Here is a 17395-nt window from a genome sequence, read left to right on the forward strand (position 1 = left end):
CCCGTGCCAACCGGGCGGCTTCGTCACGTTCGGAGCTCCGTTAATCTCTCTCAACGCTTCATTAGGCTTAACCGTGATTTAACCAACTTGGTTAACACTCGGCATCATAAGCATTGAGCCGGTGGGGGGTCCGCCGCGCCTGCCAGGGTTTCCTTCCATGCCGCTCAAGACGAGCCTTCTGCTTCTCCTGTCCTCCGCAGCCCTTCTGCCCGCGTCGCTCGCCGTTGGGGCCGATTACGATCCGCCTGTTTTCGAGACCGCGCAGGATGCGCCGGAATACAGGCCGGTCGAAGTCGGCTCCGGCTGGTACCTGCGCGGCGATGTGGGCTATCAGCTCAACGAAACTTTCAAGACCGACGACCACCAGTTCAGCTCGACCTTTTCGGCGGGCGCGATCAGCGTGGATGAGGACGAGAACATGTTCTCGGGCAGCCTCGGCATCGGCTATCACTTCACCGACTGGCTGCGTTCGGATGTGAATGTCGGCTACATCGCCGGCAATGATGTCTCCGCATCCTATGATGACGGCACGATCGCGGCGCGCGGCGAGCTTTCCAACGATGCCTGGTACGGCTTGGCCAATATCTATGCCGATCTCGGCACGATCGCTGGCTTCACGCCTTATGTAGGCGCCGGCGCGGGCGTTTACGCTTCCAAGATCGAAGGCGAGGTCGGCTTCACCAATGCGGACGATCCGACTGAGAACAGCAGCGCCAGCATCGACGAGCGCCGCTACTCGGCCGCCTATTCGCTGAATGCCGGCATCGCCTACAATTTCGGCAACAACCTCTCCGCCGATCTCGGCTACCAGTTCCTGGCCTCGCCGCAGGCCGAATATCTACGTCTCAACGACGTGAACGACGTTTCGGTCGAAGAAGGCGTGAAGCTGCATCAGGTTCGCCTGGGTCTGCGCTACGATTTGTGGTGAGGGAAAGCGGCCTCGAGCCGCTCGCCTGTCACGTCGCGCTAAACTGTTCGGCGGTTCGTAGCTGCACGTCGCGTTATCCCGCCACCTGACTGGAAGTTCGAGCCCTTGTCGGATAACTCGAACGCAGGGCGGTCCCTTTCCGCCCTATCCTCGTTCCTCGTCCGGCGATGGCGCTGCAGCCAGCAGCGCCCGAAACCGGGCGCGAAATGACGGATCTTCGCAATCCATCCAGGCCCGCGCCATCTCGACCGTGACGTGATCGGCATCCGGTACGAGCGTCCAGCCCGACGGGATTTTCCGTGATCCCTTCGGTTCGGCGAACGCAGCATCTCCAAAACCTGCTTCAGCAAGCTCGGCGCGCGCGATCTGAGCGATGATCAGCCCGGCGACATCCTCCACGCCGCCGCCCGGCCACGCCGCGATGCCCCCCTGGCCGAGCGCATCGACCACGGCCCATTCGAGCTCTGATGTGTCGCTGCGCTCGAGGCGCCGCCATGCCGCCTGCAACTCACCGGGCTTCAGGCCGTAGCGTTCAGCGGCGGACCTCTGGCTCTCGAGATGCGCCATCGGGTCGGGCAACATCAGTTGCGCCGTGTCGCGCTCGTCCGAGACTTTCTCGAGTTCCGCTTCCAGTTCCGCGATTCGCGCCCTGTGCGCTTCGATCTCGGCAGCGAGCCGGTGGAGCAGTTCGGCCGGCGGCTCATCGGCGCGTGCCATGCCGGTGCCGGCCAATGCCTCGCGCGCATCGGCGAAGAGCCGCGCCAGTTCCTGCTGTTCGCGCGCTTCCTCCATCTTGCGCTGCTCGGGCGGCACATAGACCTTGGCCGCGTCCGCTTTGCGCGGCGGAACAGGTTTCGACGCGGCCGGCTTTGCAGATGTGAGGGCCCTGGGAACCAAGGGAGGAAGAGGCACCGTACGCGTCGTTGCCGCGCGATCCGTCGCCTCGGTCTTGAGAAGGTCGATCAGTTCATCGAAGTCGAGGCGGTTCGCGCGTGGTGAGCTTGGCGGAACAGGGGCCTCGGTCGTTGTTTCGGACACATCGAGGGCTTCGAGTGCCGCCTCGAAACTCTGCTCCTCCTTCTCGCGCTTGCCTCTGCGCCAGCTTTTCAATGCCACGGCCAACCCCTTCGCGCCCTGCAACGCGACGGCGTTGAAGGCTTGTTAACCTTAGAGAAAATCGGAGCCAAATGCCAAGCGCGGCATCGGTGCGAAACGCATGGTATTCGAAAGGTTGACGCCGCTGCCTCTTGCGAGGGCACCGTCATTCCGATACATCGCGCGGCGGGCCACTCTCCCCCAACGGAGAGCCAACTATCTGGAAGGATAGACCGCGATGACAAACGCGCCAAAGCCGGCAGTGCGCCCGGCATCCCCCCATTTTTCTTCAGGACCCTGCGCGAAACGACCCGGCTGGTCGCTCGAAGCGCTCAGCGACGCCGCGCTAGGCCGCTCGCATCGTGCCAAGATCGGCAAGAGCAAGCTCGCCGAGGCGATCGATCTGACCCGCCAGGTTCTCCAGATACCCGACACCCACCGCATCGGCATCGTGCCGGCTTCCGACACGGGCGCGGTCGAGATGGCGATGTGGTCGCTACTCGGTGCCCGTCCCGTTACGATGCTCGCTTGGGAAAGCTTCGGCTCGGGCTGGGTGACGGATGCCGTCAAGCAGCTCAAGCTGGCCGACGCCAAGGTCGTGGAATCGCCCTACGGCCAGCTGCCCGACTTGGCTGCCGTCGATTTCAATACGGACGTGGTTTTTACGTGGAACGGCACGACCTCGGGCGTGCGCGTGCCGAATGCCGATTTCATCCCGGCCGACCGCCAGGGCCTGACGATCTGCGATGCGACCTCAGCCGCCTTCGCGCAGGATCTCGATTTCGCGAAGCTCGATGTGGTGACCTTCTCCTGGCAGAAGGTGCTGGGCGGGGAGGGCGCGCATGGCATCCTGATCCTCGGCCCCCGCGCCGTCGAACGCCTCGAGACTTACAAGCCGGCTTGGCCGCTGCCCAAGGTTTTCCGTCTCACCTCCGGCGGCAAGCTCAACGAGGGCATTTTCAAGGGCGAGACCATCAACACGCCCTCGATGCTTTGTGTGGAAGACTATCTCGATGCGCTGAAGTGGTCGCAAAGCCTTGGCGGTCTCGGTGCGTTGAAAGTCCGTGCGGACGCGAACTTCGCGGCTCTCGACCGCTTTGTGCAGGCGTCCGGCTGGCTCGGTCATCTGGCTGAGAAGCCCGAAACGCGCTCGAACACCTCTGTCTGCCTGTCGATCACCGATCCTGAAATCCCCGACCAGGCCGCTTTCGCCAAGGGCCTTGCCGCGCTTCTCGAAAAGGAAGGGGTCGCCTTCGATATCGGATCTTATCGCGATGCGCCGGCGGGCCTGCGCATCTGGTGTGGTGCCACCGTCGAGACGGCGGATGTCGAGGCGCTGACGCACTGGCTCGACTGGGCCTATCAGACGCAGAAGGCCGGCTTGAAAGCTGCGGCCTGACGGCTACAGGCCGGGCACCGTGCGCCTTTCTCCGCGCATGCGCCTTTCTCCGCGCATGCGCAGCTTCCTCGCCGATACGCTCGCGCTCGTTTCGTTCTTCACTGTCACCAGCGGTCTGAACGAGCGCTTCGTGGCCGGAATGGAGTGGGAAGAGGTGTTCTCTTCGCGAGCGATCGGCGCGGTGCTCATGGTCCTGACGGCGCGGCCTTACGGCTTGTGGCGCAACTGGCTCCTGGGCCGGGTTGCACCCCAAAGCCGCCGAGGCGAACTTTTGGCCGACGGCTTTGCGCTGCTCGTCTTCCAGGTCCCGATCTACCTCGCGATTATCGCGATGGCCGGTGCTAGGGGAAGCGCGCTGCTCTTGGGGGCGCTGGGTTTTGCGGGCTTGATGCTCGTGCTTGGGCGCCCCTACGGCCTCTGGCTCGACTGGGTCCGAAACCGGTTTGGGCTCGAAGGCCCCGGCCAGAAGCCGATGTCGCTCGGCGGCTGATCCGGACAATTCCGGGGCGCGTTTCCGTGGCCCGAACATCTTTCAATCATCAACGGGTCCACTCCCGAACAAAGGACAACACATGCCCCGCGTTCTCGTTTCAGATAAACTTTCCCCCACCGCCGTGCAGATCTTCAAGGATCGCGGTGTCGAGGTCGATTACCTGCCCGATCTCGGCAAGGACAAGGAAGCGCTGCTCGCCAAGATCGGCGAGTATGACGGCCTTGCCATCCGCTCTGCCACCAAGGTCACGGAAAAGCTCATCAATGCGGCCACCAATCTCAAGGTGATCGGCCGTGCCGGCATCGGCGTCGACAATGTCGATATCCCCGCTGCCTCGCGGCGCGGCATCATCGTGATGAACACGCCTTTCGGCAATTCCATCACCACCGCCGAGCACGCGGTCGCGCTCATGTTCGCACTCGCCCGCCAGTTGCCCGAGGCCAACGCCTCGACCCAAGCCGGCAAGTGGGAAAAGAACCGCTTCATGGGCACCGAGATCACCGGCAAGGTGTTGGGCGTGATCGGCTGCGGCAATATCGGCTCGATCGTGGCCTCGCGCGGCGTGGGCCTGCGCATGAAGGTTCTGGCCTATGATCCGTTCCTGTCGGAGGCGCGCGCGACCGAACTCGGCGTCGAGAAGGTCGAGCTGGACGAACTCTTCCCGCGCGCCGACTTCATCACGCTCCATACGCCGATGACTGACAAGACGCGCGGCATCATCAATGCCGATGCCTTCGCCAAGATGAAGAAGGGCGTGCGCATCATCAATTGCGCCCGCGGCGGCCTGATCGTCGAGGCCGACCTCGTGGAAGCCCTGAAAAGCGGCAAGGTCGCGGGTGCTGCCATCGACGTGTTCGAAACGGAGCCAGCAACCGACAACCCGCTGTTCGGCATGGAGAACGTCGTCGCGACCCCGCATCTCGGGGCTTCCACGACCGAAGCGCAGGAGAATGTCGCGCTGCAGGTGGCCGAACAGATGGCGGACTACCTCGTGAAGGGTGCCGTCTCCAACGCCATCAACATGCCGTCCATCACCGCCGAGGAAGCACCGCGTCTCAAGCCCTTCATCAAGCTCGCCGAAGTGCTCGGTGCTTTCGTCGGGCAGGTTACGGAAGAGCCGATCCAGGAGGTGGAAATCCTGTTTGACGGCCAGACGGCCACCATGAACACCCGCGCGCTGATCTCGGCGGCGCTCGCCGGCCTGATCCGGCCGCAGGTGGCCGACGTCAACATGGTCTCGGCTCCCATCATGGCCAAGGAGCGCGGCATCATCCTGTCGGAGATCAAGCGCGACAAGTCGGGCGTCTTCGACGGCTATATCTCGATCACGGTGAAGACCGCGAAGCAGACCCGCTCGATCGCCGGCACCTGCTTCTCGGACGGCAAGCCACGCTTCATTCAGATCAAGGGCATCAATCTCGACGCCGAGGTCGGCCAGCATATGCTTTATACGACCAATGCCGATGCGCCCGGTATCATCGGTCTTCTCGGAACGATCTGCGGCAAGAACAGCGTCAACATCGCCAACTTCGCGCTTGGCCGTAACCAGCCGGGCGGCGACGCCATCGCGCTGCTTTATCTCGACGGACCGTTCCCGGAGAATGTCCTGGCGGAACTGCGGTCAGACGAGCGCATCGACTCGGCCAAGCCCCTGTCGTTCGACGTGGTGAACTGAGTTTAGGAGAGGCGCGGCGCGATGGTGCCGCGCTTCTCACATCTGAGCATTGACTAGGAACCGGCCACAAGCAGGGCTATACTCTATGGCATGTGCGATGAGGTCGGCCGATGCGCGTTGTGATTGAAGCTTTCTGGGACGATGAAGCGAAAGTTTGGGTCGCATCCTCGATCGATGATCTCGGACTGGCGACCGAGGCCGAGACGATTGAAGCGCTGCAGCAGAAGCTGTCGGTCATGGTCCCTGATCTCCTGCAACCGGATCACGAGGGGCCGGTGGAAGTGGAACTGCTGGCACGAAACACTTACACGATCGCGGCCTGAGCGAGACAGGTACTCGCTTAACCTTCAATCTCATCCTGATAAACCGCGAAAGTAGTCGTAGTCTGATCCCGACCTATGATTCGATAGACTGACGATGAACGATTTTGTGCCGGCCCTGAAGAAGCGACTACGAGAGAATGGCTGGGAACTTCTTCGTCACGGCAAGGGCGATCATGATATCTGGTATGATCCCCAAACCGGTCGCAAAGTAGCTATCGATCATAAGATCAAGTCGCGTCATACGGCGAACGCCGTGTTGGAGCAGGCTGGCCTTGCGAAGGCATTCTGAGTTCTAAGCCTCCAGCCGTCTCTCGCTCCATTCCGCCACCGCGATCCCGCCGAGCACCAGGAGCAGTGCTGCTGCGTGGTAGGGATAGAATGCCTCGCCGAGCAGGACGATGGCAAGCAGGGTGCCGAAGATCGGCACGAGGTTGATGAAGAGGCCGGCACGGTTCGGGCCGATCAGTTCGACGCTTCGGATGTAGAAGAGTTGGGCGATGATCGAAGGAAAGACGCAGATATAGGCGACGAGCGCCCAGCCGGTGGCGTCCGGCATCTGACCGTGGCCGAGCACCCATTCGGCGGCCATGAAGGGCAGGCTGGTGAGAAAGGCGCTGCCGGTGAGAACGATGATCAGGCTGAGCCAATGGATGGCTGGCCGAAAGCGCAACAGCACGGTGTAGGCCGAGTAGACCAAGACGGCTATGATCATCAGCGCATCGCCGAAATTGACGTCGAGCGCCCAAAGCCGCGCGAACTCGCCATGGGCGGCGGTGAGCGCCACGCCCAGAACGGCCGCCACGAAACCGACGATCTGGCCCAAACCGACGCGCTGATGAAAGAACAGGTAGTTGGCGGCAAAGATCACCATCGGAATGCCTGCCTGCTCGATGCTGACATTGATGGCGCTGGTGAAGTTGAGGGCCGCATAAAGCGCGACGTTGAAGAGGGCGAAGCCGCTGGCGCCGAGCAGAAACAGAATCGGCAGCTTCGCTCGCACGAGCACCCAGTCCTGCCGCAACTGCCGGTGGCCGACGGCATAGAGAATCGCGCAGGCCAAACCCCAGCGCAGTGTCGTCAGCAGCATCGGCGAGACGTGACCGACGGCGTATTTGCCGGCCACCGAATTGCCACCCCACATCAAGGTGGTCAGGATCAGGAGCCCATAGGCGGTTAGATGCATGCGGGCGTCCCGGATATGGTCGAAATCAGAACGTGTTCGCGATGTTTTCCCCAAGGAAGGGGTCGCAGGAGCCGCCTTGTGACGCTATAGAGGCCCCGCTTCAAGCAAACATTCTCTCATTCGAAGGCTTTCAGCATGGCCAATGTGGTGGTCGTCGGCTCGCAGTGGGGCGACGAGGGCAAAGGCAAGATCGTGGACTGGCTGTCCGAGCGCGCCGATGTGGTGGTGCGTTTCCAGGGCGGGCACAATGCCGGCCATACGCTCGTCGTGGATGGCACCGTCTACAAGCTTTCGCTCCTGCCATCGGGTGTCGTCCGCGAAGGCAAGCTGTCCGTGATCGGCAATGGCGTGGTGTTCGACCCGCATGCCTTCGTCAACGAATCCGAGAAGCTGAAGGCGCAGGGCGTCGCGATCACACCGGAAAACCTGAAGATCGCTGAGAACACGGCGCTGATCCTGTCTGTGCATCGCGAGCTCGACGGCTTCCGCGAGGACGCCGCGCAAAGTGCCGGCACGAAGATCGGCACCACGCGTCGCGGCATCGGCCCTGCCTATGAAGATAAAGTCGGCCGGCGCGCGATCCGCGTGATGGATCTGGCCGATCGCGAAACGCTGCCGGCCAAGATCGACCGCCTGCTCACGCATCACAATGCGCTGCGTACCGGCCTCGACCAGCCGCAGGTCGATCCGCAAGCGATCTTGGCGGAACTCGATGCGGTCGCGGAAAAGATCCTGCCCTTCATGGACCGGGTCTGGAAGGTACTCGACGAAAAGCGCAAGGCCGGCGCGCGCATCCTCTTCGAGGGCGCGCAGGGCACGCTGCTCGACATCGACCAGGGCACCTATCCCTTCGTCACCTCGTCCAACACCATCGCCGGCCAGGCCGCGACGGGGTCGGGCATGGGGCCGAGCGCCATCGGCTATGTGCTGGGCATCACCAAGGCCTATACGACGCGCGTGGGCGAGGGGCCTTTCCCGACCGAACAGGACAACGAGGTCGGCGAGTTCTTGGGTCAGCGCGGCCATGAATTCGGAACCGTGACGGGCCGCAAGCGGCGCTGCGGCTGGTTCGACGCGGTGCTGGTGCGCCAGGCGGTGGCCGTGAACGGCATTGACGGCATCGCGCTGACCAAGCTCGACGTGCTCGACGGCATGGACGAGATCAAGGTCTGCACCGGCTATCGTCTCGATGGCGAAGAGATCGACTATCTGCCGGCCAGCCAGGGCGCGCAGGCGCGTGTGGAAGCGATCTATGAAACGCTCGAAGGCTGGAAGGGCACCACTGCCGGCGCTCGCTCCTGGAACGACCTGCCCGCGCAGGCGGTCAAGTATGTCCGCTATATCGAGGAATTGATCGGGGCGCCTGTGGCTTTGCTTTCCACCAGCCCCGAACGTGACGACACGATTCTTGTGACCGATCCCTTTAGGGATTAAGTCACCATATTCGTGTTCGCCGACTGTGGGGGTCGGCGCCACTCAGCAAGACGGACAAGATGGCGGATTTCGTTGCGGTTCTGAAGAAGACCCTGGCTGGCATGGGGGAGACCACGCCGGCCATGCGGGCGCGCGTCTATGACAAGGCGCGCAACACGATCGAGGCGAAGCTCGCCGCGCTCAATCCGCCGCCGCCCGAGGCTGCCGCCGCCCGCCAGCGCAAGGCGCTGGAGGATGCGATCACAGCGGTCGAGCGCGAATTCGCGCCACCTCCACCCGCGCCGCCGCCACCGGCGCCGCGCGCTGGCGACCCGCTCGATGAGCTGGATGATGTCTTTTCCTCGATCAACGCGCAGCGCCAGGCCCCGCCGTCGCGCGCAACACCCGTTGCGCCGCCACGTGCACCCGAGCCGCGTCCGGCACCGGCTGTGGAACAACGTGGCTCCGAGCCGCAGCGTTCGGTGCAAACGCCGCCGGCTCCGCCGCGTGAGCCTGCTCCATCTCCGTCCCCGCAACGCACCTTCACGCCGAGCCGGCTGCAGACCGAGCCGCGCCCGCAGGCAGAGGCCCGCCAGTACGAGCCGCCGCGCCGCGAAGAGCGACAGGAGCCGCATGGGTTCGAGCCTGCGCCGCAACAGCGCGACGCCTATCAGCCGCAGCCTCCCGTTTCCTATACGCAGCTGCCGGTCGCAGCACCCACGCCGACCTCACGCCGTGACCCGGACGAATTCGACCTCGAAGACCACGCGCCGCGTCAGCGTGACGATGCTTTCGACCGCCGCGAGCCGGAGGCCGAGGAATGGCCCGGCAATGACTGGCGTCACGATGACGAGCCGCAGGGCGAATGGCGCGACCACGAGTGGCCGAGCGAAGATCTGCCGCCGCACGAAGATGATGAGCCGCGCCGCGGGCGTGGTGGCCTGATCGCGGCCGGCGTTGTACTGCTCCTCCTTGCGGGCGGCGGCTACGCGGCCTGGACGAACCGCGACACGCTCGCGCCGATGGTCGGCCTGGACCTCTCCGGTCAATCAACCGCAACGGATGCCGCCTCCGAGCAGCCCGCTGCCGAGACACCCGCTGCGGAGACACCTGCCGCGCAAACGCCTGCGGCGGAGCCTGACAGCTCGACCGCCGAGGAACAGCCTGCGCCTGAGGACCAAGCCGCTGTCGAGGAAGAGCCGGATGCCGGCAACGATGCGCCTGCACAGGCCGCAGCCGGCCCCGAAGCAGCTGCCAGCAACCCGGCACGTCCGCAGAAATTCACACAGCGTCTGTCGGCCGATGGTCGCGAGACCGATCCGGGCGCGGGTGGTGCCGCAGGCACCGTGGGCGAAGGCACGTCGGTCGCCGCACTTTCGGAAGCCGCGACTGGCGCAACGCCGGCGGCCAATGCTGCCCAGCAGACCGCGCAGGCCGGCGAAACCGGCACCCAGACGCCAGCCGCCGTTCCGGTCGGCCAGCGTGCGATCTTCTATGAAGAGCGCACCAATGTTTCCCAGAGCTCGGCCGAGCAGGGTTCGATCGTCTGGTCGGTGGTGCAGGAATCACCGGGCGCGGATCAGCCACCCGAGCCCGCGATCCGCGCCGAGGCGACCATTCCGGGCAAGAACATCCAGCTGCGCATGACCATCCGCCGAAATGCGGACCGTACGCTGCCGGCCAGCCACATCGTTGAGATGATCTTTCTGACGCCCGACAATTTCGAGGGCGGCGGCATCGAGAACGTCTTGCGCATGACCATGAAGAGTTCCGAGCAGGAAACCGGCACGCCGCTTTCCGGCATTCCGGCCAAGATCGCGGATGGCTATTTCCTTGTCGCGCTCAGCGACAACGCGCAGGACACGCAGGCCAACCTGAATCTCTTGCGCACGCGCTCATGGATCGACGTACCGATCGTCTACAAGTCGGGACGTCGCGCGCTGATCACACTCGAAAAGGGCGTGCCCGGCGAGAACGCATTCCAGAATGCCATCAATGCCTGGGGCGGCCCGGCGCGCTGAGCCGACATCCGCTGCAAACGAAAAAGGCCGCCGGTCAACCCGGCGGCCTTCTGCTTTTCTGATCAGGCCCGCGCTCAGGCCGGTTCGTTTTCGATGACGCGCAAAGCCTGCGCCTGACGCTTGGCTGCGGCCTTCACTGCTTCCTGCACCTTCTCGAAGGCGCGCACCTCGATCTGGCGCACGCGCTCGCGGCTGATGTTGAATTCGCCGGACAATTCTTCCAACGTGATCGGGTCCTCGGCGAGACGACGCGCTTCGAAGATGCGGCGTTCGCGGTCGTTGAGCACGTTCATCGCATCGCCCAGCATGCCGCGCCGATTTTCCAGCTCGTCCTGCTCGACCAGAATCTGCTCGGCGGTCTCGTTGTCGTCCACGAGCCAGTCCTGCCATTCGCCGCTTTCGCCTTCGCTCGCGCGGATCGGCGCGTTGAGCGAGGCGTCGCCCGAAAGGCGGCGGTTCATCGAGATGACATCCGATTCCGGCACATTGAGCCGCGTCGCGATCTCGGTCACCTGTTCGGGGCGCAGATCACCCTCGTCCAGTGCCTGGATCTTGCCCTTTACCTTGCGCAGGTTGAAGAACAGCCGCTTCTGGTTGGCCGTGGTGCCCATCTTCACGAGGCTCCACGAGCGCAGGATATATTCCTGGATCGACGCCTTGATCCACCACATCGCATAGGTCGCAAGGCGGAAGCCGCGCTCGGGCTCGAACTTCTTGACGGCCTGCATCAGGCCGACATTGCCTTCCGAAATCACCTCGCCGATCGGCAGGCCATAGCCCCGATAGCCCATGGCGATTTTCGCCACGAGCCGCAGATGGCTGGTGACCAGCTTGTGCGCCGCCTTGGTGTCGTCATGCTCGTGGTAGCGTTTGGCGAGCATGTATTCTTCCTGCGGCTGAAGCATCGGGAAGCGACGGATTTCTTCCAGATAGCGGTTCAGGCCGCCTTCGCCTCCAACGAGGCTCGGTAATGACTGGGCCATGAATGCACCCCTCCTTCTTTCTCGCGTTCCTCGAAAGCGAACGCGCGCACGGGAGCATCCCCCGCGCTCGAATTCACATATGGGTGCTCGAACAAGGATTTATAAGGGCTAGGGTTGCGTAAACAGTGAGTCACTCCCATGTGACCACGTTTGCTCTCGAGGCCTCAACCAGCCTTTCGAAATCCTTCGACCAAGGCTGCCATGTCTTGGGGCAGGGGGCTTGTGAAGCGCATCGGCTCAGCCGTTTCGGGGTGATCGAAGCCCAGAAGATAAGCGTGCAGCGCCTGACGCGGGAACCCGCGAACCGTGTCCTTGAGCGGTTCCGGCAGTTTATCGGCCTTGGTGCGGAACCCGCGCCCATAGAGCGGGTCGCCGATGATCGGGTGGCGAATGCTTTCCAGATGCACGCGGATCTGATGCGTGCGTCCCGTTTCCAGACGGCATTCGAGCAGGGCCGCCGCGATCCGGCCCCCCACCGTGAATCGTTTCTCCACACGAAACCGCGTCACCGCGTGGCGCGCATCCGAGCGTCCGGCAGGCACCACGGCACGCCGCGTCGGGTCCTTCGTGTCGCGTCCGAGCGGCGCATCCACCGTGCCGCCGTCCACTTCCGGTGCGCCCCAAACGAGCGCCTGATACGCGCGTTCGAGACCACCCGAAGCGCCATGGTCCGCGAAGGCCTCGGCTAGGGCGCGGTGGGCGCGGTCGGTCTTGGCGGCCACCATGACGCCGCTCGTCTGGGCGTCCAGCCGGTGCACGATGCCCGGCCGCTTCACGCCCCCGATGCCCGACAGGCTGTCACCGCAGTGATAAAGCAGCGCATTGACCAGCGTGCCCGTCGGGTTTCCGGCACCCGGATGCACGACGAGCCCGGCCGGCTTGTCGATCACGATAAGCGAAGCATCTTCGTAGAGAACGGAAAGCGGGATGTTCTCGGGCTCCGGTTCGGCGGCTTCCGGTTCGGGCATACGAACCGCGACGGTTTCGCCACTCCGCAGGCGATATTTCGCTTCTTCCGCCTTGCCATCGACCAGGACGTGCCCGTCGCGGATCAGGCTCTGCGCGCGGGCACGGGAGAGATCGGGCGCGAAGGCAGAAGCCAGCCAGGCATCGAGCCGGGTACCCCGCGCGTCCTCGGGCACGACGCGCGTCTCGCTTGCGGGCAGGGCGTCTTTGTGGGAAGCGCTCACGGTGAAACGCTCAGGAGCAGAAGCTTGAACATGAAGCCAGCTATCGCCGAGGCGGATGCGGATGACAAGCTGGACGAGAAGCCGCTCGACCCGGCCGTCGAACGCGTGCGCCGCAAGCTGATCCGCTTCGCGGTGATCAACCTGGTGATCCTGTTCGGCGCGCTGGCAATCGTCGTGGTGGCGCTTTTCCTGCGCGGACCGCGCTCAAAGGTGCCGGCCGCACCTGCCACGGCGCAGCTTTCGGTGCCGGTCGGCGCACAGGTCATCTCGCACAGTGCCACGCCTGACGCACTCTCGCTGCTCGTGTCGATGCCCGACAACAGCCGCCAGCTTCTCGTCTTCGATCCCGTCACCGGGAACTTGCGCACGCGCTACACGCTCGTCGCCGCACCGTGACCCGATCGCTCGCGCGCTTGTCGTTTCTCGTCCGCGATTATGACGAGGCGATCCTTTGGTTCACCGAGAAACTGGGCTTTCGCCTGATCGAGGACACGCCGCTCGGCGAGAACAAACGCTGGGTCAGGATCGGCACGGATCGCGGCGTGGAACTCCTTCTCGCTGCGGCTGACGGCCCCGAACAAGAGGTGGCCATCGGCAATCAGGCCGGCGGCCGCGTCCTCCTGTTCCTCGAAACCGATGACTTCACTCGCGACCACGCCCACATGCTGGCCGCAGGCATCACCTTTCGCGAAGCTCCGCGCCATGAGCCCTACGGCACTGTCGCCGTCTTCTTCGACCTCTATGGCAATCCCTGGGACCTGATCGAACCGCGCTGAACCCAACGGAAACCGCAAAAGCGCATTTCCGTCCTTTCCCCGATTGCGTTTCGCTAAACGCTTCGCTATATCCCGCCCACCTGCTATGCGCCCTTCGTCTAGCGGTCAGGACGGCGCCCTCTCACGGCGCAAACAGGGGTTCGATTCCCCTAGGGCGTACCAAATATTCTCACAAATCATTGTTTTACCTAGGTTTTCCGGCCTGGATGTCAAACCTTTCTGGTAAGGTTGGACAACGATCACGCCGCTTTCGCAGCCGTCAGTTTCCGCATGCCGGAATCCGCGAGTACCCTCCGGTTTGCCTTCTTCGTGTGAGTGCGTGCCTCGGCTGGCGTCTTGTGGCCGAGAAAGGCCGTGATCTCGAACTCGGTTGCGCCCGCATCTGCAAGTCGAGTCGCTCCTGCTTTTCTCAACCTATGTGACGAACAGTGGGGAAGGTTCGCTGCCGAACACTGGTCGCGGAATCAGTTGCCGAAAGTTTCCGGCTTGTAGGGGCGGTCACCAGTATGAACCAGAAAGGTGCCTTGACCCGCTGGCACAAGCTTAATCTCGCACTTGAGCTGGGGCAAGATTGGTACGTCCACGAACCCACCGGTTTTGCCTCTCGAATAGCTGATGCGATGGCCGCTGACGTTTCGAAAACCCATCAAGCAGACGTCTTGTCGTGCAGCGCCGGTGCAGAGCATGAGCTGGAGGGCCAATACGGCTTTTGAACCAACACCGTGATGCTGCTCGAACTGAACAATCTCGGCTTCCGTCCACGTGTGGAAGCCATCAGGGTTCTCGTTGTAACGGTCGACGCCCACTGTCGGGTCGATTGAAATGATGCCTCGACGGATAGCAAAACGGCAAAGCCGCTTGATCAGCTTGAGCAGCTTGTTAGCCGCCGCTGGTGTCGCCGCCTTTTTCGCAAGGAGCGCTTCGACATGCTGAGATTTCAGGCTGGCCACAGTCCGTTCGCCGTGGTCGCGGCTGAAACGGTCGAAGTTATACTGAAGGTTGCGCAGTCTAATGGGCGCCATCTTCTCCCAGGTCGGCGTCTGCTTGTACTGCTCGATCAGCCAGTTGAACGTGCCATGAGCATGACGCGGGGCGGGCTCGACCTTCTTCGTACGCTCACCATTGACGACTTGCTCATAGGCGGCTCGGAACTCAGCTGAACCGTACTCGCCCGGCAGGTATGTCTGTGGCACGCCCTTGAGCCGAACCCGCCACCGAGCCCTGCCATGTCGGTCCTTGTTGCGTGAGACACCGGGGTAGGGGTTCTTGCCGGCGCTGCGCTTGATCATTTCAGGACGTCATCCCAATCATTCTTCGGCGTCACACTCTCTTCATCGAAGCAGCAGTCTTCGGCCACCATCTCGACGCGACCATCGAGGTGGGAGATGACACACGCGCGCCGAAAGCCCGAGCGACGGGCTGCCTCGAAGAGGCGCGTCGCGTCGGCCTTGGTGATGAGGGCCGAGCGGTTGCCCATTCTACCGCGCTTCTTTGCGTGCCAACAGGCAGCGGGAGACACCTTTGATGATCTCTTCGGCACAGCGGCGGCAGTCGAGTACCGTCCAAACCCTCAGATCGTTCGGCAAAATTTTCAGATCTTGCAGCGGAAGAACGAAGGTCGGATCTGGCGATCCCCGCACCGCTTGACCAGTGAATACGAAGTATCGCGTGGGTTTGATGGCCGAAGCCACGAGCGCGTCGAAATCGGTCAACAGGAACTCACTCAAGTAGCGCGGTTTCTTGTAGGGCGACTGGCTCGCTAGCTTGACTTGGATCAAGTAGTTGCCCGCGATCACGTCGACCCCACGGTCCCCGCCCTCTTCGCGAGCCTCGTTCAGATACGCCATCGCACTGGGCAGTATGCGGGTCGCGGCATCGCTCGCTTTCGTCAGCGTGAACCCGGCATCACTCAGCTCGCGCATCAGGAAAAGCCAAGTTGCCTCGCCGAGGTGCCACAGCGTCTGGCTGCGGTCCTTACGAGGAGGAAGAACGCCAAGCCGCCGCCAGTCCGTTTGGATGACAGTTGTGACGCCGGTGATCTCTCCTACCTCGGCGGGGGTCAGTTCGGTCGTCTCGCTTACAAGGGACATGCGATTAACTTTCCTGCACAAAGGTCTTGACGGTAATGCGGTCGGGTTACTAAAACGACGTGGTAATGCGGAGGTTCCGCAAAACTAAGGTTGGATGGTCTCGCTTGCAAGCCCGCTTAGGGGACTGTTGGCCGGACAAGCAGCAAGGAGACGAACAAATGTCGAGTGACGCCGCGATGGATAGCTCGACGCGCTCCGAGGCCACCACGGCTGAGGGAAAACAGGAGCTCATCAAGGCCGCGACAGACAAGATCCTGAGCCTGCGCGGCAAGACCACTGAGTAGCCTCTTGAGATTGGACGCCAGCTCATCGCTGCGAAGGAGGCCATGGAGCACGGGGCCTTCACCCCGTGGCTGCGGTCCAACTTCAAGTGGTCGGAGCGTACGGCTCAGAACTACATCAGCGCAGCTAAGTTCAGCGATGACAAAAGCGAAACTGTTTCGCATTTGGCCGAAACGACGATCTATCGGCTCTTGCGTGCCGACCTTTGTCTGCGTGATGCGATTCTCGGCGAAATCCGAGCGGCGCAAACGGATGACGACCGCCTCAAGGACAAAGAGGTCAGGCAGCGTCTTCATAAACTGAAGCAGGCTGGAGAGCCTCAAACTTTCAATGCGGACGCCGTAGAGGGGGTGGCCAGCTCTATTGAAACTCAGCCTTCAGCAAGTGCTGATCTTCAAGACGGCATGGTTTCACTCGCCGAGTTGGCTGGCCAATTGGTCGAGCACTTCCGCAACGTTTCCGACGTCGACTTATTGGCGAGGAACTTTGATGGCGGAGGACCGCTTCTGAGCCGCCTTCAGGCCGAGCTCCAACGAGTCATGACGACTGCAGGAGACGCAGAGAACCAATCTGCTGCGGCGAGCCCATAAATCGGCGCGGCACATCCGACCCATACCTTGTCGGAAACAAAGGTAGAACCCTAGACGACCCCTGAAAGGACGATGGCCATGACTTGGCCTTACGAAGACGATCTCACCGCGGAAGAGGCAGCGCACATGCTGACCTATGAACTCCAAATTCATCTGTCAGCCGAAGCACTCATGGCGATGGTGGCCCACGGGCGTGGCCCTGCGGCTGAATTGAATGAGCATGGCCTGCGTTTCTCAAGGCTTGACGTGAAGCGGTGGGCGCTGATGCAATCCCTCCGTAAGGAGGAGATGCAGCGTCGTGAGCCGCCTCTGGTCGTCCGTCCTTATGTCAACCAGTTTGTGCAACCGCCGGGTGTCCTCCTTATCGCTTTCGAGGGACAAGCGGCGAATGTTCTGCATAACAAGCTGACTGGTCATGGCTTCAAGGTTCTCGACCTTCTCTCTTGTGTCCCAGCTTGTGAGCTTTTGCAAAGCGGCTTGGTCGAGTCGTTCGTTCTGCAAGTCGACAACTTGAACGTCGATCTCGCCATTGCCCTCAACGAAATGGCTCGTGCGCGCGGTGTCCCGAGGGTCAACGTGAACGCCATGCTGGGCCCCTTTCCGTTTGAGAAAGACGAACGCAATCTGCCGATCCGCTATCCCTTCGATACTGAAGAGATCATCGCAATGCTCATCGGTCAGATGCCTTATCCTAAACGGAAGCAAGTCCGACCGACTTTCGGACCTAATCTGCAGATCGGACGCAGGGACATCATGCTTAGTGACTGTATCTGTCGCCATAGCCATGATCCGTGTCCGGTGCATACCCCGCCAGACGCGCTTAAGGCCTAGCCAGGTAATCAGCCTAGCTAAGGTCAGTGGCTCGCCTCAGAGCGCTGCGTCAGTGGCCAGAAGACAGCTGTATCCCCCACGATACATAGCGGCAGAGGCAAGCAGGGTCGGAGACCGGTTGGT

General features: G+C 62.5%; 20 protein-coding genes and 1 tRNA gene. 14 read left to right on the forward strand and 7 right to left on the reverse strand.

Features of this window, described 5'->3' with window-relative positions:
- Positions 1–157 precede the first annotated feature (157 nt).
- Complete coding sequence (locus NGM99_RS00150) at positions 158–928, forward strand: outer membrane protein (RefSeq protein WP_252815025.1); 771 nt, start codon at positions 158–160, stop codon at positions 926–928.
- A 144-nt stretch (positions 929–1072) separates the two neighbouring features.
- Here NGM99_RS00150 and NGM99_RS00155 read toward each other — a convergent pair whose 3' ends face one another.
- Positions 1073–2044 carry a hypothetical protein gene (locus NGM99_RS00155; RefSeq protein ID WP_252815026.1) on the reverse strand — a complete coding sequence of 324 codons (972 nt, stop codon included), beginning with the start codon at positions 2042–2044 and terminating at the stop codon, positions 1073–1075.
- Between the two features lie 217 nt (positions 2045–2261).
- Here NGM99_RS00155 and NGM99_RS00160 point away from each other — a divergent pair, with 217 nt between their 5' ends.
- The 5 genes from NGM99_RS00160 to NGM99_RS00180 all read left to right on the forward strand — a co-directional run bounded on the left by NGM99_RS00160 (position 2262) and on the right by NGM99_RS00180 (position 6202).
- On the forward strand, positions 2262–3422 hold the full coding sequence (locus NGM99_RS00160) for a phosphoserine transaminase (protein ID WP_252815027.1): 1161 nt from the start codon (positions 2262–2264) through the stop codon (positions 3420–3422).
- 19 nt (positions 3423–3441) lie between these two features.
- Positions 3442–3912 (forward strand): L-alanine exporter AlaE, encoded by a 471-nt coding sequence (gene alaE, locus NGM99_RS00165; protein ID WP_252815028.1) that lies wholly within the window; start codon positions 3442–3444, stop codon positions 3910–3912.
- Positions 3913–3994: 82 nt separating this feature from the next.
- Positions 3995–5590: a phosphoglycerate dehydrogenase gene (serA, locus tag NGM99_RS00170; protein WP_252815029.1), complete on the forward strand. Its 1596-nt coding sequence runs from the start codon at positions 3995–3997 to the stop codon at positions 5588–5590.
- A gap of 110 nt (positions 5591–5700) precedes the next feature.
- On the forward strand, positions 5701–5913 hold the full coding sequence (locus NGM99_RS00175) for a DUF1902 domain-containing protein (protein ID WP_252815030.1): 213 nt from the start codon (positions 5701–5703) through the stop codon (positions 5911–5913).
- A 94-nt stretch (positions 5914–6007) separates the two neighbouring features.
- Positions 6008–6202 (forward strand): type II toxin-antitoxin system HicA family toxin, encoded by a 195-nt coding sequence (locus NGM99_RS00180; protein ID WP_252815031.1) that lies wholly within the window; start codon positions 6008–6010, stop codon positions 6200–6202.
- A 3-nt stretch (positions 6203–6205) separates the two neighbouring features.
- Here NGM99_RS00180 and NGM99_RS00185 read toward each other — a convergent pair whose 3' ends face one another.
- Positions 6206–7096 (reverse strand): DMT family transporter, encoded by an 891-nt coding sequence (locus NGM99_RS00185; RefSeq protein WP_252815032.1) that lies wholly within the window; start codon positions 7094–7096, stop codon positions 6206–6208.
- Positions 7097–7231: 135 nt separating this feature from the next.
- Between NGM99_RS00185 and NGM99_RS00190 the strand changes: the two genes are divergently transcribed.
- Both NGM99_RS00190 and NGM99_RS00195 read left to right on the forward strand, forming a co-directional pair.
- Positions 7232–8530 (forward strand): adenylosuccinate synthase, encoded by a 1299-nt coding sequence (locus tag NGM99_RS00190; protein ID WP_252815033.1) that lies wholly within the window; start codon positions 7232–7234, stop codon positions 8528–8530.
- A gap of 59 nt (positions 8531–8589) precedes the next feature.
- Positions 8590–10530: a hypothetical protein gene (locus NGM99_RS00195; protein ID WP_252815034.1), complete on the forward strand. Its 1941-nt coding sequence runs from the start codon at positions 8590–8592 to the stop codon at positions 10528–10530.
- A 74-nt stretch (positions 10531–10604) separates the two neighbouring features.
- On the opposite strand, the gene rpoH is transcribed toward NGM99_RS00195, so the two are convergent.
- Both rpoH and NGM99_RS00210 read right to left on the reverse strand, forming a co-directional pair.
- A complete protein-coding gene (gene rpoH / locus NGM99_RS00200; RefSeq protein ID WP_353937356.1) occupies positions 10605–11513 on the reverse strand; it encodes an RNA polymerase sigma factor RpoH in 909 nt (302 codons plus the stop codon).
- A gap of 164 nt (positions 11514–11677) precedes the next feature.
- Positions 11678–12703 (reverse strand): RluA family pseudouridine synthase, encoded by a 1026-nt coding sequence (locus NGM99_RS00210; RefSeq protein ID WP_252815036.1) that lies wholly within the window; start codon positions 12701–12703, stop codon positions 11678–11680.
- 30 nt (positions 12704–12733) lie between these two features.
- Between NGM99_RS00210 and NGM99_RS00215 the strand changes: the two genes are divergently transcribed.
- From NGM99_RS00215 to NGM99_RS00225, 3 genes are all read left to right on the forward strand, one after another.
- Complete coding sequence (locus NGM99_RS00215) at positions 12734–13099, forward strand: DUF6476 family protein (RefSeq protein WP_252815037.1); 366 nt, start codon at positions 12734–12736, stop codon at positions 13097–13099.
- Positions 13096–13479 carry a VOC family protein gene (locus NGM99_RS00220; RefSeq protein WP_252815038.1) on the forward strand — a complete coding sequence of 128 codons (384 nt, stop codon included), beginning with the start codon at positions 13096–13098 and terminating at the stop codon, positions 13477–13479. Before NGM99_RS00215 ends, NGM99_RS00220 begins: the two co-directional genes overlap by 4 nt.
- A gap of 87 nt (positions 13480–13566) precedes the next feature.
- Positions 13567–13641: transfer RNA gene (locus tag NGM99_RS00225), tRNA-Glu, on the forward strand.
- A 302-nt stretch (positions 13642–13943) separates the two neighbouring features.
- Here the strand turns inward: NGM99_RS00225 and NGM99_RS00230 are convergent.
- Genes NGM99_RS00230 through NGM99_RS00240 form a run of 3 tightly spaced genes read right to left on the reverse strand, consistent with a single transcriptional unit; the run spans position 13944 to position 15569 of the window.
- Entirely contained in the window at positions 13944–14768 is an 825-nt protein-coding gene (locus NGM99_RS00230) for a site-specific integrase (RefSeq protein WP_252815039.1), read from the reverse strand.
- On the reverse strand, positions 14765–14956 hold the full coding sequence (locus NGM99_RS00235) for a hypothetical protein (RefSeq protein ID WP_252815040.1): 192 nt from the start codon (positions 14954–14956) through the stop codon (positions 14765–14767). The genes NGM99_RS00230 and NGM99_RS00235 overlap by 4 nt, the downstream gene beginning before the upstream one ends.
- A 1-nt stretch (position 14957) precedes the next feature.
- On the reverse strand, positions 14958–15569 hold the full coding sequence (locus tag NGM99_RS00240) for a hypothetical protein (RefSeq protein WP_252815041.1): 612 nt from the start codon (positions 15567–15569) through the stop codon (positions 14958–14960).
- Between the two features lie 158 nt (positions 15570–15727).
- Between NGM99_RS00240 and NGM99_RS21550 the strand changes: the two genes are divergently transcribed.
- From NGM99_RS21550 to NGM99_RS00250, 3 genes are all read left to right on the forward strand, one after another.
- Positions 15728–15853, forward strand: a complete 126-nt coding sequence (locus NGM99_RS21550; protein WP_289852283.1) for a hypothetical protein — start codon at positions 15728–15730, stop codon at positions 15851–15853.
- Between the two features lie 9 nt (positions 15854–15862).
- Positions 15863–16441: a DUF3102 domain-containing protein gene (locus NGM99_RS00245; protein ID WP_353937364.1), complete on the forward strand. Its 579-nt coding sequence runs from the start codon at positions 15863–15865 to the stop codon at positions 16439–16441.
- A gap of 78 nt (positions 16442–16519) precedes the next feature.
- A complete protein-coding gene (locus NGM99_RS00250) occupies positions 16520–17272 on the forward strand; it encodes a hypothetical protein (RefSeq protein WP_252815043.1) in 753 nt (250 codons plus the stop codon).
- The last annotated feature ends 123 nt before the right edge of the window (positions 17273–17395 follow it).

Source organism: Mesorhizobium liriopis, assembly GCF_024053505.1.
Classification (GTDB): Bacteria; Pseudomonadota; Alphaproteobacteria; order Rhizobiales; family Rhizobiaceae; genus Mesorhizobium_B; species Mesorhizobium_B liriopis.